Here is a 16,619-nt window from a genome sequence, read left to right as displayed (position 1 = left end):
GTCACTCTTTCGGGTGGTATCGGCGGCCTCCGGCCGGCCGGGTGACGGACATTGATCGAGACGCGATCCGACGGCCAGCCCAGCTACTCAATGAGGGGTGCGCCGGGACGGCGTAGCGTGACAACCGAGCCGACCGTCGGTACGTTACGTGCTGCTTCAGCAACGACTTCGAGGTGCAGGGCGTGCCGTGCCGGGTGACCCAGTCGAGACCTTCGTGCGGGTGGGCCCGGACGGGCCGGAAGGGCCGCGCCCCTCGGACCGGGACTCGTATCCGCCCGCCCGGCAGGTTCACCAACTCCGCGCCCAAGGGCTGATGCCCGACCCAGACTGATCTGACTGGTGTACTCCGTGCCGTGCATCATCCACAGTCGGGCTGGCAGCCATTCGGCTGACGTCGGTGTGGAATCGCTGCACGTCGACTCATGTCGTGATCGGGAGCTCACAGTTTTTGCTCGCAGCCGGGTCGAGTGCACTCGTCGACCCGGGCGAGAGTGCGCCTGCGCGGGAACCAACGTCGCCGTCACTCAACGCATCCCCGCTACCTGATTCGGCGACTGACTGCTCAGCCGGCCGGGGTGCTTCGCAGCCGTTGGTCCTGCGGATGGGTATGATTTTCGGCAAGTGCCACCCCTCGGGTGGCGTCTGACCCTCTGGTCAATGCTTGCGGCGAAGTCCGGTGCCGACGACCGGACGAGCCATTTATACAGAAGACCAGACGGAACACGAGCGAATACGCAGCGGCACCTACACAGCGCGTGGTCAGAGCAAAATAAGGCGTCTGCTAAGTCGGAGCAGGACCTCAGCCAACAGGCCAAATTGGTGGCCGAGCTGAGTCCTGTGTGGCTCCAGCTCGGCGAGAGCTAGGAGAACCTTATGGATTTCGGATTCATTCAAAACCTGTCGCCGCGGACTGTCCTCATCATCGTCGGCACGCCCGTGGCCGGAGTTGTGGCCGGAATGATCATCTTTGCCGTCGTGCTTCTAAGCTCTGAGTCGGAGCATCGGGCGGACATGATCAGGGCGGCAGGTGGGGCCTTCCGCCCCCGTCGGTAACAGCCGGCGTGCACTACATGTAGCGGGGTGTGGTCAGTCTCAGTCACCCGCTGGCTGCTCCGTGATCTCCGTGAAGTCCGCCGGCTCCTGGCACCGCTTCCGCCGTCACTGTCGTGGGCTCGGCCGATCATCCGGTGTCATGGGCGTGTGCTGTCGGGCATTCTGTGCCACATGCTCCTGGTTCTGGCCCAGCCGCCCGCGTCTTCGGATACCGGCTGGACGCAGTGGCTTCCCGTGGCGTCGGCAGCCGTGGCACTGCTGGCGATGCTGGTCGCACTGTCCAACCGCAACACCTCGCGGCGAGCCCTGGCGTTATCGATGCAGCAAGAGGAGCGCCGGGCGGCCCGACTGGATGTCACTCTTGCCGACTCGGCATCGTGGCGCCGTTCAGGAGCCTCACGCTGGGTCGGTATCAAGATCCTGGCAGTCAACCCCACCGACCGGGATGCGGCTATCGTCGGCGCTGAGCTGCACATCGCCTATACGTTGCCGACCGGGCACGCGATGACGGTCAAGGTCGGTCACCGGACTACCGGAGATGATTTTCCGGGCGACGTGACGGCGCTGGACCTGCCTGTGCGTCTGGAGTCCAACGGCGCGGTCGCCGGGTGGCTGACCTTCGAACTACCCGCCGGCCTGTTCCCACACGGTGCCGGCATCCAGCGTTACGACGCGGTCTTGCAGGACAGCCGCGGTATAGCCGTGACAGTCAGCGCATCCGTCCTGCGGGAGGTGGAGCATGATCAAACGTCGGACGACCAAGCGGCCGACGAGACGAGCGGTAAATCCCGCTGACATCGTGCCCGTCGTCGCGGACGGGTCGATTGCGGGTCCGGCCGCTGACGGCCGGATGGTGCCGTTGGTCATTATCGACACCACCAGCCGGCCTGACCTCGACGAACTGGTCCGCCTGCATAGTCATCTCTCACCCGGCGACGTCACGTATCGGTGGGGGCAGGCTGAGCGAAATAAGGACCTGGTCTCTCTGTCGCTGTGGTTCGTTCGCCCGATCGAGGCCCGGGCGGTACTGATGTTCAGCATCGAGGGTGAGGGCATCGTCGTCGACGGTGCCCTCAACAGCCGCGCTATCTACTTGCAGCCCGGCCGCCCGGGTGACCGCCTGAAGCACGACCCGCACCGGCCGAAGATCCTAATCGAAATTCCTGACGACGACTTCCGGGAACAGTGGGAGGACGTCGCGGTGCGGCGCCTGGCCAAGGTGATCCGCCGTAGGCCACCAATACCCCGGGAAGAGGCGCGCCGGCTGGCCGTACAGTGGCTGGCTCAGTCGCGTGAGATCAGCGGCTTTCGGGTGCCAACGTGAGTCCCGCGTGGGGCTTGGTTCGACTTGCCCCAGCGGCGCGCCTGTACGAGGCTGGTCCAGGTATCTTCGCTCCGTTGCAAGGGCGGGTAAGCCGCGCGCACCTGTCAGGTCACTTGCTCGTAGAGCACCCCGTGCTTGCTCCGCATGAGGGCTTCGATCGACGCGGCGAGGTTGGTGTCGTGCACCAGCAGCCCCAGTTCGATGTTGGTGTTCTCGGCGCTGTAAGAGAAGTTCGCGCTGGTCAGCAGCGTGATCACGCGGTCGACGACGATGAACTTGGCGTGGCTGACCACCGGATTGTGGTCTCCGGGCGGGGTCAGCGTCCGGAGTACGGTTGCCTTTGGTAGATGGGCCGCGACGGCTGCCGGGGAGCCAGCGTGGGCGTCGAGGTACACCGTGACGCTCAGGCCGGGGCGCCGTGCGGCGTTCTTGAGGGCAGTCCACATGCCCGAGTGCGGCGTGAAGTTGAAGCTGGAGCAGACGATCGACATGCGTGCGTCGTCGATGATGCGCTGAGCTTCGCTGGTGAGACGGCCGGTCGTGGCTTCGACGCCGGGCATGGTCCAGACGGGGGAGATGGCGGTCCGGACGGATCGTGCGCCGGCGATGGCCCGGAGTACGGCGACTGAGTTGTCCCGGTGCTCCGGACCGAGTTCGGCCGCGAGGAGTAGGCGCTTCGCCTCGCCGCGGCGGGCGGCGTGTACTTCTTTCAGTGCCTGGCCAGAGGTGCCGCCGGCTTGTAGGACGGTGGCGAGTCGTTGTGCCTCGTAGGCGGTCAGGAAGGCGCCGAGCGCCGTGTAGGGGTCAGAAGACATCGATGGTGCCGAAGAAGCCGGGGACCCGTTCGTCGTCGATGGTTGGCAGAGTGAGCAGGAATCTGCGGTCGAGGAATCGGTTGGCCCGTTCGCAGGAGGTTTCCGAGGCGAAGCTGCAGCAGTGGCAGGCCGCGCCGTGCAGGAAGTCCTCGCCGTGTCGTGGTGTGCGTTGCCCGCAGACGGGGTCGGAGGAGCAGCGGGCTGCTCTGCGCAGCGCGTCGAGCAGGAGCCCGTGCAGCCGTTCCGGTTGACTGAGCGCGACCAGTCCACCGAGGGTGCCCTCGCTGTCGGAGGCCGTGGTGCAGATAAGTAGCCCAGCGGCGGCGGGCCGGTCGGGGGTGGCAGGCCAGGCGTAAAGGCGTTCACTGAGACTGGCAGCGCCGTAACCGCAGGACATCGCCATCTCGCGGATGAGGATGTGCGCCAGGCTGTGTATCAGCCAGTAGCGCGGGGCGGGAAACCGGCTGTCGGGGTCGATCTGGGCGGCGGTAGCGGAGAAGCGCCGGGAGAAGTTGTGCCGGTGGGCTTCGCGGTGCGCCCGCCACAGGCTGGTGGGCAAGATCTGTGCTTCCCAGGCGGCGATGGCGGCCTCGTCGAATTGCAGGAAGATGCCCTCGCCGCGGTCCTCGGTGGCCGGTACCCAGGTGGGGCGGCCGTCCCGGGTGAGCTTGACGAGCCGGCTTGCGAGGTCGTTGACCCGGTCCATTTCGTCGATCCGGGTGAAGCCGATCACCGCGTTGACCTTCTTCATCCGGTTCACGGCGATGACCCGGTGCACTTGCTTCGGGAGGTTGGCGGCCGTGGGCATCTCGGTGACCATCAGCCCGCTGGAGTCCTGCTGCTGCGCGAACAGGCTCGGCTTCTGCAGGTAGTCCCACTCCGGCACAAGCAGCTCGACCGGGTCCCAATCGCGTAGCCTCTCCCGGCGCTCCTCCTCTGACGGTGGTGGGGCAAGTGCCTCGGCCGCCGCTGCGGTCAGCTGTTCGTCGGTGACTCCGGCGAGGTCGCACTTGTGCGCGACGAGCAGCGAACGAAGCACCTTCGGCAGGGCTTTGTAGTCGGCCAGTTCCTCCGGCGTCAGGTGCGTACGCAGTTTCGTGGCGAGCGCGGTCTGCTTCTGCTCCTCGCTGCGGGGCATGACGATGATCGACTGGGTGGAGGCGAACCAGAGGTTGGACGCGCCCATCATCATCAGCGAGGTGTCCACTCCGCATTTGGGATCGAAGGCGTTCAGGTGCGGATGCCGGCCCCGGCAGGTCGGTAGCTTCCGTTTGCCGGCCTCGCCCTGAGCCTCGCCCATGCCGCGCCGCTGTTGGCAGCGTTCGCAGGTGATGACCGCGCCGGCTCCCTGTCCGATGTTGCTGTCGCGCAGTTTCAGGTCCGGGTGCGGGGCGGCGGGGCAGGTTCTGCCGCGGTGCACCCACAGCGCGTACGGGAACTCGTCGAGGTGGCCGTTGGCGCAGGCGAGCAGGTAACGGGCGGGCACCGCCGGGCTGCGCCTGGCCTTACCCTTCGCGGGAGCCTTGGCCTTTCCCTTCGCCGCACCCGCAAACGTACGGCCGGGACAACTTGCGTGTTCGAAGGTCGCCAGGTCGGGCCGGAACGGGTGGATGTTGGTGTAGCTGAACCGCGACAGCGGCCCGAGGTAGTCGCAGCCGGTGCAGCGCAGCCACTGCGGGAACACCCGCGCGGGGATGCCGAGGTCGGAGCCCTCCTGCGACATTGCGCGGGCCTTCGGCTGCCACGGGTACGGCCGCAGCTGCTGCACGCGCGACCCAAGGTGAAGCTGGACCACCTTGAGCAGCCGTGGCTCTTCGATCGTCTGCACGGTGGGACGCCGCCGCCAGATGGGCTCCCAATCGTCGAGGCCGGCCGGCATGATCGAGAACTGCGGCAGGTCCATGATCGAGCCGACACCGTAGGTGTAGAGCAGCGACGACGGGCGGGCCGAGCCAACCTTGGCCCGGTTCTTGACGTTCGCCTGCTCACTGTCGGCCAACGGGTCCAACAGCTGCGCAGACTCGAAGATCATCTGCCCCTCGTCGTCCGTCACTCGTCTTCTCCTTCGGGCAGCTCCCACGACGGCGCGTCATCGGGCTCGACGACGAACAGCCGCTCGGCTATGGGGCTGACCAGCAGGTTGATCTCCGGCTGGACCTCCCGCATCGAGTGCGCGACGACGAACGGCGCGCGGTCCGACTGACCCTGGTGGGCCTTTGCGTTCTCCGGGCTGATCAGCAACGGCAGGTAGCTGTCGTTGTCACCGGTGCGCTCATACACCAGGGTCTTGCTCAGTTTCCCGGCGTACTTTCCCCGAGCGTTCCACTGGTCCAGCCTGTTGATCAGCCGCTGGTGCGCCTGCGCCATCAGGTCGTCCAGCTGGGCCGCCGGCCTGATTCGGGCATAGAGCCGATCGACCAGGGTGGTGAGAGCGTCCTGTTCGTCACGGACCCGCCATGCGGCCCGCTCCGGCGACAGCCCGTCGTCGCGGTGCGCCTGCAGCACCCGAGCCGCGCTGACCAGCACCCCGTCAATGCCCCGGTCCAGAGCCGTCGGCGAGAACGGGGTAACCGACAGCGCCTCCACCTGCGCGTAGAACGTCTCGTGGTAGTGCCGGAACTGCTCGTAGTGTGCCAGGTCGCGGGGCCGCGCCCAGTTTCCGAGCGCCACGACCAGACCGGGCCGGCCGCAGTCCTGGCCTGGACGGCCGACGTCGCGGCCCACCCGTGAGGACGCCTGGATGTACTCGGCGGTGTTCTTTGGCTGCCCCACCACCAGCATCAGCCCGAGCCGCTGCACGTCGACCCCGACCTGCAGCATCGAGGTGGCCAGCACCACGTCGAACGGGTCGGCCTTCGGCCGCTCCATCCGCCCGCCGGCATCCTGCCTTTCGAGCCGCTTCCGCATCGCTGCGGTCGTGGCGTAGTTGGGGTCGAACTCCAGGGCCAGGTTGTCCAGGGTGCGGCCAATATCGGCTGAAGCGATGCGGGAGGTCAGCTCGCCGGTGACCAGGCGCCCGTACGAGCCGAGCCGCCGTGGGAAACCCGATCCGGGGCGGGGCTGCCGGACCCGGTTCTGCACGTCGTCGGCCATGTAGCGGGCCATACCGGCTAGTTCACGGGTCGCGTTGAAGTAGCCCACCAACGTCATGTACGGATCGGCGGCTGACCCACTGCGGTCGAACAGCAACTGCCCGGCGAGCAGCAGCACCTCGGCGACTCGGATCTCCGCGCTCGACAGCCGCACGCCCTGCGCACTCACCCCGATGTAGCGCCGGCCCGGGGTGGTCGGCCCGATCGGCAGCTCCTGCGAGAAGTACGTGTCCGCTACGTCCAACACCTGCGGAGGGAAGATCTGGACGCCGCGCCCGTACAGCCCTCGTACCTGCTCGTCGGCGCGGCGTACGGTGGCCGTCGACGCCACGACCATCGGCCGGACCGGCTTGCCGTCGGCGGTCTCCCACGACGCGAGGGTCTCGACGGCCACCTCGAACAGCCCCACGGCGGTGCCCAGCGCCCCGGTGATCAGGTGCAGCTCATCCTGAATGATCAGATCCGGCGGCCGGAGCCGTCCCACCGGGCGTACGGTCGCGGCGGGTAGGCCAGGCTCAGCCTGATGACCGGTGGTCACACTGCAACTGGCGTAGTCCGGGTGCACGTAACCGTGCCGACCGCAGTACCGGCCGACGTAGCCGAACAGGGACGCCGCCTCACCCTCGCGCGCCAGCCGGGCGAACTTGTCGACCGTCGCGATCACGAACGCCGGCGGCATCCGGTAGATCTCCTCGTCCACCGTCAGCATCGGCAGGCCCTCATCCACCTGACCGCCCTTAGCAAACGGACACTGCCCCATGTCGTCGCCGCAGAAGACCAGCACCCGCCGATTCGTCTTGACCGGCTTCACGTTCGCGGCGCCGATCGAGCTGCCGCACCACGGGCACCGCTGCACCTGCAACACCGTCAACCGGTGCCCGCCGTACGCGTTGGCCTTGCGCAGCTGCTCGTCCGCCTCGTCCCACCGCTTCGGGCTCACGTCGGTGCCGACCCACAACCCGATCCGAAACGGGTTGCTGCCCCAGGTTGTCTCGTCCCGGCGGCGAACCAACTCCGCCGCACACACCAGCGTGGTAGCCCGCTGGAACTGCTGCGCGGTGAGCAACCGCAACGTGTACCGCATCAACACGGCCACCCCGTCACGCCCGTTCAACGGCCCATCAAAGGACGCCACCACCTGCTGCCGGCGCCGGATCGCGAACGTGTACGCCGCCAGACCCAGGTACGCCTCGGTCTTGCCACCACCGGTCGGGAAGAACAACAACTCCACCCGCGACAGCTCACCGCTGCGCGCCGCCGCGGTGGGGTCGGTCAGCGCCGGCAGCTGCATGACGATGAACGCCAGCTGGAACGGCCGCCACGACGACGGCTTCTCCCGCTCGTCGGCCTCGATTTGACCCCGGGCGTCGTCGAACGACAGGCTCGGGTCGGAGCTACGCAACGCCCCGATCCGGGAGTGGACCCGCTGGTCCCGCATGACCTCGTTCATGAACCGGAAGCACGCGAACGCCTCCGGATCAGCCACCACGTGCGCCAGACCGTCCGCCAGCCGCTGCTCTGCCGCGCGTGCCTCGTCCACGACCTCCTCGGCCAGGTCCCGCAGATGCTCGGGGAGCTGCGCCGCCTTCGCGGCCTCACCGTCGAGCCAGGTCCGGTACCCGTCCACCAGCGGGGCGAGCCCATCACGAACCTGTTCAGGGCTGGCCTTGGCCAGCGCATCCATGCCCAGCATCGCGTCCGTCACCGACCGCGCCTGCGTCTGCGGTGTCTCGGCGACTGGCAGCCACGTCGTCCACACCGCCGTCGCCCGCCGTGCCCCCGGCTCCGCCAGCCAGTCCACCGAGCAGGTCCGCCCGACCGCGAACTCCAGCCGGTTGCGGTACTGCAAGTGCAACCGGCGCATTTCGTCGTCGTGCTCCGGCCACTCCTGCTCCATGACGTCGCGCACCGGCAGGAACACCGCCGCACCGCCCGCGTCGACGTGCAGCTTCGTCTGGAACAGCCACTCGTGCACCGGGATCGTCGGCGGTGTCTCCCGGTCATTGACCAGCGCAATCTCGATTAACCGCCGACCGAAACGCGCGTCGTCGTAGGCATCGATCCGCAAACAGATCTGCCCGGTCAGCACCCGCGTGTACGTCCGCCCCGGCGTCAGCTCGGCCGCCGCGATCTTCTCGACGACCCCCACCGGCGTCCGCTGATACCGACGCAGCGCCCGGCCCCGCTTGTCGACCTCACCGGTCTTCACACTCTCGTAGGTGCCCCACGACGCGGTGACCGTGAACTCCGTCAGATCGTTTGGCACCTGGAACCGCAACCCCATCGACGACGGAATCATCAGCCCGTGCCGCGGAGCCTTGTCGTCGGCGTCATCCTCCTCACCCTCGACGTCGGTGCCGTCGGCAGACTCGGCCGGAATCCCACGCTGCGCATGAAAACCCGCCGCATCAGATCGGATGCCTACCAGGCCATACCCGTCCTCAGAGCCGGCCGGATCAGCATCGGGCTCGGTCAGCTTCACCGGCGCGATATGCCCCACCAGGTACAGCTGACGCGGGCTCACCGCCAATAGCTCCTCCGGACCACCCGATGGCCCGAGCAGCTCACGCTCCAGGATGTCGACCAGGTTCTCCCGAACTGCGTATGACGTGCCGTCCGGCTCGTGCGCGAGCCGGAAACCCGGCGCCGAGTCAGTCACAACAGGGCCTCCTGGCCCTCGTGGACCACCGGCTTCCGCTGGCGGGCAGTCGCCTTCTTCGCCGCCTTCGGCCGCTGCGCCGCCGCGCGGCGCAAATTCTCCGCGAGCAATCGGTCCAAAATCTCCACCCGCGCCGCCGGACTCACCGTCCACCGCGTCATCTGACGGTACGTGTGGAAGCCATGCTCCAGCGGCACATCCGACCAGCCGTACGCCGCCATCACCGCCTCGTCCAACTCGACATGGATCCGCCGCAAACGGGCCACGTCTGGGTCATCGCCGTCAGCGATCCCCGGGTCGTTGACCAGGTTGTACAGCTTGGTCAGCCCGAGCCGGCGCCGCAGCATGATCTCGCGCCGTTCGAGGTCCAGCATCCGGCCTACTTCGTCCAGCCGAGCCGTCGGTTCCGGCCGCGGGAAAGTCTCGAATACATCTGACGGCGAGTAGTTCACACGACTCTCGAGAGTTGAGGTGTACTTCACGGCCCAGCTCCAGTGAACGCTGGATGAGAGCACGGCTTGAGCGGCGAATGAGTCGGTTGCGAACACGCCGAGCTTGTGGCTGAAGACCTGCCCGGTCGGCACCCGCGCCGGCATCACCGACTTGCTGACCAGCGCGATCACCAGCACCTCGTCCAGCCTGGCGATCGCCCTGCGCAGAGCAGGACGCTTGTCGGCATATTGCCACCACCGATCACGAAGAACCTTACGGTTTACCTTTAAGCGCTCAGGCTTCACCACTTGTTCAATGCGAGAGAACGCAGTGCCGTATTGCCGCGAAGCCTCCAAGGTGCGGTCGTTGAAGTCGACTGCCCAGCGCGAGGCAGAGCAGTCCGGTCGGGAATTGAGGTCCTCGCCGTTGAGGTAGGGGAAGAGCACTTCGCCATTGCGTTCGTTCTCGGTGATCCACGCTTGGGCTTCCTCGGGCTTCAGAACGAAACCCATGCCGAGCACGATGCAGCCTTGGAATGCGATGTTCTCGTTCTCGGTTAGCTTGGCGGGAATGCCGTCGACCTGCCCAGCGGGTTCGAGCAGCGTGGAGATGCGCGGCACGACCACCCCGTCCGCGACCCGGTCGGCGGCATCGACGACCGGGCCGAGGCTGCCCCAGACCGCCGCGTACTCCAGGTTGGCGTTGCGGGACGGCCACTCAGCGCTCTGCACCGCGCGGGTGATGGTGAGCCCGCCCGCGACGACCCGGTCGAGGCCGACCTCGCGAGTGTCGCCTTGGGCGATGGTGTTGGTGGCGATTAGGCCGAGCATCCCGGACGGCCGCAGCAACTCGACCACGCGCAGCAGGAAGTAGGCGACCAGGTCGGCGCTGCCTCGCGCACCGTCGGCGAGCTGGTGGATGAGCCAATCCCGGACGTTGGTGCCCATCGCGCCGGTGAGTTTCTTGCCGCCGAGGAACGGTGGGTTGCCGATGATGGCGTCGAAACCACCGTGATTTACCACTACGTCGGGGACTTCGAGCACCCAGTGCAGCGGCTCCCAGCGTTCGTAGTCCGTCGTGACGGTCGGGGTCAGCCCCTCTTTCAGGATCAGGTCCAGGGACTCGGGATCGGCGGGGGTGCCGTCGGCCGGCATCGCCGCGCTCACCGCCTCGGCTAGGTTCTCGTACACTTCGTCCAGGGCTTTGCCGGGTTTGCCGCCGAGGCGGAGCCCGGCGGCGATCACCCCGTCGGCCACCTGGCGTAGCTGGGCGGTCAGCTCGCGCGAGCGGTTGAGTTGGCGGCGCTTGGCGGTGGCGCTGCGCATGGGGTCGTGTTCGCGTACCTCGCTGGCGAGGCTGCGGCGGATGTCGACGGCCCGGCGGATGGTGGTGTCCACGTCCTGGGCCGTCAGTCTGGCCTGCTGGTGGGTGGGCGCCTCGATGTGCAGGGTGCGGAGCTGGCGTAGGGCGGTGAGGCCGAGCAGGGAGTTGCCGTGCAGGATCTTGTCATCGACGAAGGAGAACGGTAGGTCGCGGTCGAGGGAGACCAGCCATAGCGAAAGCTTGCACATCTCGACGGCCATTGCGTTGATGTCGGCGCCGTACAGGCAGCGGGCGACGACTTCACGGATCGCGTGCTGTCCGAGGTCGTGCCGGCCGGCGTTGGCCGGGTCCTCGTCGATCCATGCCTCCACAAGGCGGGCGGCAAGATAGCGGGCGGCGGCGACGAGGAATGCGCCAGAGCCGGCGGCGATGTCGGCCACCTTGAGGTTGAGGATCTCGTCCGACCCGCGCAGTCTCCACGCGCCGCTGCTCTCGGGGACCTGGTGCGGGCCGGGGGAGTAGCAGAGCGGTTCGAGGGCGTGCTTGACGACGTCCTCGGCAAGGTCTTTCGGGGTGTAGTGGGCGCCGGCGTTGCGCCGCGACGGCGTCTCGGTGACCACCAGACCGCCGTCCAGGACGACGGTAGGGTGGTCGCGCAGGTCGGGCCGGGTGATGGTGGCCCAGGGCAGCAGGCGTGCGCGCAGGCCGTCGTCATCGGTTACCGCGCGCAGCATGCGGTCGGCGTCGTCGCCGGGCGTGGCTGCGAGCCGCTTCGCCAAGGCGTTTGCGCTCGGCGGGGTGGCAGCGGGCTGGTTCTCCTTGAGCCAGGCGATGATCGCGGTGGCCAGTTTCGCCGGAGTCGGATGGGCGTTGGCGAGCTGCTCCAGCACGGTCAGCGGGATCTCCGGCTCGGCTCCGGTGGCACCGACGATGCCGACGTGGGTGTCACCGGTGACCCGAGTGCAGGAGTAGCCGAGCAATCCTTCGTAGATGTAGCCGATCTGTTCCACGTCGACGTCTCGGAACGAGATCCGGCGGGCGTCGCCGCCCTTGAGCTGGGCGACCTGCACCGAGCGCAGGACGTGCAGCATGACCCGGTCGGAGACGGGCAGGGCGAGGGTGCCGTTGTCGTTCGTGGCGGTCAGGAACGGGTACCGCTCCGGGTCGAACAGCGATCCGCCGTACGCGGGCATGCGCATGTTCTCGAACGACGCGCCCCGGTAGAGGGCCTGGCTGGTGGCGAGCAGCCGGTGCCAGGTCAGGTAGGCGCTGTCCAGCGATTCCTCGCCGTCGCGCAGCCGGCGCTGTTCCAGGTGGTCGAGTTCACCGCTGATGCCGTACCCCTGCAGGAAGAGCTCGCTCTGCGGTAGCAGGCCGCGCTCCTCGGCGAAGAGCAGGAAGACGGCGCGCATCATGACCGTGACGGCCGCGGAGTAGGTGTCGTGCGGGTCGTCCGGGAGCGGATCGCGCAGGCCGCGCCTGTGGTGGTCGGCGGCGGTCTCGGCGAACGCCTGGATCAGCAGCTCGACGGCGCGGCGGACCTGGGCGCCGAGAGCCTCGGTGATCTCCTCGGCGGCGGCTACGGACTCCTCGAAGAGCTTGGGGAGCCGCTCGTTGGGGTCGCCGCCGATGATGTACTGCCGGGCGACGACGGTGAGGAAGGCGTTGCGGGTCAGCGGTTCCTCGACCCAGGTCTGGGCGTCGACGACGCCGGACGCGACCATCGCGTCCGGCCGGGCGCAGACCAACGCCCACCAGCGGCCGTCGGTGACGATGCCGATCGCGATGCCGGCGCCGCGCAGCATCGCTTCCATCCGGTCGATGGCGGTGGCGGCCCAGCCATCGGTGCCGGTGGCGTGCAGGCTGTCGCACTTGTCGACCACGCCGACAAGCGCGCCGATACCGTCCGGCCCGTGCAGCGCGGCCTGCGGGGTGACGGTGATCCGCCTGTCGGGTGAGAACGCGGTCACCCCGGGCGCACAGTCGGGACCCCAGGCCAGCGAGGTACGCCAACCGACGACGTCCCGCAGGACGGTCTGCACCCAGACGTCGCGGACCTCGGCGTACTTGGCCTGAACGGTTTCGTCCTCGGGGTCGATGTCGAGGGCCTCCCAGGCGTGGTCGAACGCCGGCTTGGCCTCGCGGAGGACGTCGAGGCGTTCGGGGTCGAGGGCCGGCATGCCCTGCGGCCACACCCGCTTCAGCGGCGGGATGGCCAGGAACGGGCCGTCTGTCTCGACCAGTTCCAGCCACGCCCGGTGCAGCTCGGTGGCCGTCTTCGGGCGGAAGGTACGGGCGGTCCGCATCAGCGTGAACCTCCTCGCTGGGCGTCGGCCGGGGTGAGCGCGAACACCACCGCCGCCGCGGTGGTGTGTGGCTTGACGTCGCGGTACCGCTCGATGATCGCCGCGATCTCCCGCTGCTCGTCGTCGCCGAGTTCGTCTAGGCGACGGCGCATGGTGTCGATGTCGCGGCGGCGCTGCCGCTGCTGGTCATCGGGAAACAGGGCGAGCTGGTCCTGCATCTCGGCGCTGGTTAGCTGGTCCAGCGACTCGTTCAGGTTGCGGCGGAACGCGGCGAAGATCTCCCGCGCCCGGGTGACGTCGGCCTCCTCGCGTTTGGCGAGCTGGTCGCTGACCCGCTGATGGCGGGACTCGGCGCGGCGGGTCATCGAGTCGAGCAGCCGGGACCGCAGCGGGGACTCCGGCTCGTTCCACTCCCCGGCCAAGTCGGCGCGGACGTCCGCAGCGGCCAGCGTCAGCCTGCCGGCGTCGAGGGCCTGGTCGAGCAGTTGCTCGGCGCGTTCCTCGGCGATAGTCCGGCGGCCCCGCAGGCGTACGCCGGCGAGGAATATCTCCTCGTGCAGGCGTAGCCCGCCCCGGCCGACCAGCACCATCCGGGTGACGGCCGCGACGAAGGACTCCTCCAGCCCATCCACCACGACCGCCGTGACCCGGTGCAACGGCGCGTCCGCGCTCCACAGCGACCGCCGCAGCAACCGCTGAGCCTTCTTCACCAGCGGATGACCCAGGTGGACGTAGACCAAGTCCTTCCGCCCTGCCGCGGCCTTGTCGTCGAACGTGATCGGCCGCAATACACCCGGCTCGGAGCGGGTGTCCAGGCCCTTCAAGGTCGACTGCCAGGCTGGGCCGAGCGGCGGCACGGCGAACACGGCTGCGTCGGTCCGGTCGTCGCCGGCCACCACCAGGGGCGGCTGGTGGCTGATCCGCAGCGCGGTGTCGACCACCCGCCGCAGATTCTCCGGCTCCAGGTGCAGCTCCGCCCGACTGTCGGCGTAGCCCTTCTCCAACTGAGTCAACCTGCTGTTCAGGTCCAACCCGCCAGCCAACGCCTTGTTGATCACAGCGTTGCCGTCGAGCGCGCCCTTCTTGCGCCGCCCCGTTGAGGAGCGGGTGAAGTGGTCCTGGATCTCCTCGGCGATGACCTGGTTGACCGACCCGAGGTCACGCGCGACCGTCACGACCTTGCGGGCGATCCGGCCCATGAACTCCATGTCAGCGGCGTACAGCGTCGCCGAGCGGTCCGGGGAGAACTGGAACACCATCGGAGTCTGCTGCTGCCCGTACCGGTCGATCCGGCCGATGCGCTGCTCCAACCGTGACGGGTTGAACGGGATGTCCAGGTTGATCAGCCGGTGGCAGTGGTCCTGGAGGTCGATGCCTTCACCGGCTGCGTCGGTGGCCAGCAGCACCCGCACGAGGTTCTTTGCCGACGGCTCGGTGGTGAAGTGCTCGCGGATCAGCTCGCGCTCGTCGGTCGGCGTCTGCCCCTGGATGACCTCCAGCACGTCGCCGTAGCCCTGCTGCACCAGCACCCGGTGTACCCACTCCAGGGTGTGGGCGTACTCGGTGAACACCACGGTGCGCTCGTTTGACCAGAACCCGCCCGGTCGGCAGATCGCATCCAGGGCGGTAATCAGCTCGTCAAGGCGAGAGTCGGGTCGACTTTCGAAGCTCAGCCCCCACTCGGCCAGTCGCTCTAACTCGCCTGGCGCGGCGGCGACCAGCGGGTCGGTGGCCTTGCTATGCCGCAGGGCCGTCGCCTCGTCCTGTTCCCAGAGGCCTTCCTCCTCGTCAGCCTGCCCCTCGCCGAGGATGTCGTCGTAGTCCCAGTCCGTCGGCGCCTGGCCCACCGACCGCGCGGCTAGGTACGACTGCAAGGTCATGCCGAACGCCCACGGGCTCGACAAGAACCGCTTCTTGAACAGCATCGCGGTGATGTCACCGGACTCACCGGTCCCGTTCGCCTTCGCGCTCTCGGTGAGAATCCGATCCAGCAGAGCGAACATCTCCTGCTCGTCGGCGCGCGGTGTGAACGGGATGACCCGTAGCTCCCGAGGCCGGAAACCCTTCTCCGGCAGGTCCGACTTCAACCGCCGAACCGTCACCTCCCGCAACGCCCGCTCGTCCAGCAGCGCACCACGGCTGAACCGGCGCGAATCGATCATCTCCAACAGCGCCGTGAACGACTCCGGATGCCCGTTGTGTGGAGTGGCGCTGAGAAACAGACGGTGCTCACACTTGTCCGCCAGATCCCGGACCGCGAGCGTGCGCTGCGTGTCAACGGCGTAGCCGCGCCCACCACCGATCGTCGACGGGCTGGCCGGCGCCACGTGGTGCGCCTCGTCCACGATCAGGATGTCAAACGCGTACCGCCGAGCGCTCTTCGTGCTCGCCGCCTGCGCGTACACGTCACGCAGCATCCGCTGGGCGCGCACCTGCGGCAGCCACGCCATGCTCACGATCACCCGGGGATAGAGCTGAAACGGGTTCGCGTGCAGGCCGTAGCGGCGCCGTACCTCACGCATCATGTCGCTGTTGATGATCGTGAAGTCGAGACCGAACTTGTCCCGCATCTCGTCTTGCCACTTCAGGGACAAGCTTGGCGGGCACACCACGATCGCGGTCCGCGCCCGGTGCCGTAGCAGCAGTTCCTGCACTACCAAGCCGGCCTCAATGGTCTTGCCCAGGCCGACATCGTCGGCCAGCAGCAGGTTCGTACGGGGCGAGGACAGCGCCCGTCGCAGCGGCTCCAGTTGGTAAGCCTCCACCGCCACTCCGCTGTGGAACGGCGCCTGCACGCTATGGTCGTCGGCCGAAGTCACCGCGCCCCAGCGCATCGCGTCGACGAACCCGGCGAGGGTGTTCGGGTCATCGAAGGCTTCCGGGTTGATCTGCGTCGGCAGTCCCTGAGCGGGCGTGACCGTGTGTCCGACCTCCAGCTCCCAGACGACCGTCAGCCCCTCGCCCAGCCGGTCCTCGTCGAGCGCCTGAAGCGTCACCGCGTGGTTCAGCGAGGCCACAGCTTCGTCCGCCGGACTCCGCGGCAGGCCCTGCTGATGTACACGGGCAACCGCCCAAGTCGAGCCGCGCACCTCGACCACTTGTCCCGGCTCAGGGGCCAGACGGATTTCAGCTGCTGGCGAGAAAGCCGCATTGGCGATCGAGGAAGCCATGCGGAGACCTTAGTGGACACGAATGTGGCACACATTCTTGTGCCTGTCAGATAGTGGACTGATCCGGGGGCGAGTCCTATATGTACCGATAAGAACTTTATTGCCTTACTTCGATGGAAGTTTCGTTCCTGCGACTCTTGTCAGCCAGGCTCTGGCGTACCCGACTTCGCACCGGGCGCCTGCCCAGTGCGAACGCGGCTGGCATCAGCGAGGCTGGGGCTGCTGGGCGGATGGATGCACTTCATCTCCGGCGGCTGGTGGCCCCCCGGCATATCAGTGCGCCGTGGCGGGCAAGCGGGGGCGCTACCTACTGGGCTGGTCGTCCATGAATGCCGCGCCCCTCGCAACGCGCATCTACCACCATCCAGGCGTCGTAGGAGCCGTGGGTGCGACGCCACGCCATGAACTTGGGCCGCCCTGCCGAGTCGATGGTCGCCAGGCGTGA

At 67.8% G+C, this 16,619-nt stretch carries 7 protein-coding genes and 1 pseudogene; 3 read left to right on the top strand and 5 right to left on the bottom strand.

Translation table 11 applies throughout. The annotated features are described in order from the left end of the window. Nucleotides 1–158 precede the first annotated feature (158 nt). The 3 genes and pseudogenes from AB0K35_RS26310 to AB0K35_RS26300 all read left to right on the top strand — a co-directional run. A pseudogene (locus tag AB0K35_RS26310) lies at nucleotides 159–331 on the top strand (DUF5954 family protein); the annotation flags it as partial. 893 nt (nucleotides 332–1,224) lie between these two features. Then, the gene (locus AB0K35_RS26305) at nucleotides 1,225–1,848 is read left to right on the top strand and encodes a hypothetical protein (RefSeq protein WP_363888431.1); all 624 of its coding nucleotides are present in this window, start codon (nucleotides 1,225–1,227) and stop codon (nucleotides 1,846–1,848) included. A gap of 4 nt (nucleotides 1,849–1,852) precedes the next feature. Continuing rightward, a complete protein-coding gene (locus AB0K35_RS26300) occupies nucleotides 1,853–2,377 on the top strand; it encodes a hypothetical protein (protein ID WP_363888429.1) in 525 nt (174 codons plus the stop codon). A 104-nt stretch (nucleotides 2,378–2,481) separates the two neighbouring features. On the opposite strand, the gene drmC is transcribed toward AB0K35_RS26300, so the two are convergent. Genes drmC through drmD form a run of 5 tightly spaced genes read right to left on the bottom strand, consistent with a single transcriptional unit; the run spans nucleotide 2,482 to nucleotide 16,174 of the window. Then, a complete protein-coding gene (drmC, locus tag AB0K35_RS26295) occupies nucleotides 2,482–3,192 on the bottom strand; it encodes a DISARM system phospholipase D-like protein DrmC (RefSeq protein ID WP_363888426.1) in 711 nt (236 codons plus the stop codon). After that, nucleotides 3,182–5,245, bottom strand: a complete 2,064-nt coding sequence (locus tag AB0K35_RS26290) for a DUF1998 domain-containing protein (RefSeq protein ID WP_363888423.1) — start codon at nucleotides 5,243–5,245, stop codon at nucleotides 3,182–3,184. Before AB0K35_RS26290 ends, drmC begins: the two co-directional genes overlap by 11 nt. After that, nucleotides 5,242–8,943: a DISARM system helicase DrmA gene (gene drmA / locus AB0K35_RS26285; protein ID WP_363888420.1), complete on the bottom strand. Its 3,702-nt coding sequence runs from the start codon at nucleotides 8,941–8,943 to the stop codon at nucleotides 5,242–5,244. The genes AB0K35_RS26290 and drmA overlap by 4 nt, the downstream gene beginning before the upstream one ends. Continuing rightward, nucleotides 8,940–13,004 carry a DNA methyltransferase gene (locus tag AB0K35_RS26280; protein ID WP_363888418.1) on the bottom strand — a complete coding sequence of 1,355 codons (4,065 nt, stop codon included), beginning with the start codon at nucleotides 13,002–13,004 and terminating at the stop codon, nucleotides 8,940–8,942. The genes drmA and AB0K35_RS26280 overlap by 4 nt, the downstream gene beginning before the upstream one ends. Continuing rightward, entirely contained in the window at nucleotides 13,004–16,174 is a 3,171-nt protein-coding gene (drmD, locus tag AB0K35_RS26275; RefSeq protein WP_363888416.1) for a DISARM system SNF2-like helicase DrmD, read from the bottom strand. The genes AB0K35_RS26280 and drmD overlap by 1 nt, the downstream gene beginning before the upstream one ends. Nucleotides 16,175–16,619: the final 445 nt, after the last annotated feature.

The organism is Micromonospora sp. NPDC053740, from assembly GCF_040677775.1.
In the GTDB taxonomy this organism is placed as follows: Bacteria; Actinomycetota; Actinomycetes; order Mycobacteriales; family Micromonosporaceae; genus Micromonospora; species Micromonospora alfalfae.
This window is presented reverse-complemented; position numbering and strand designations above follow the sequence as displayed.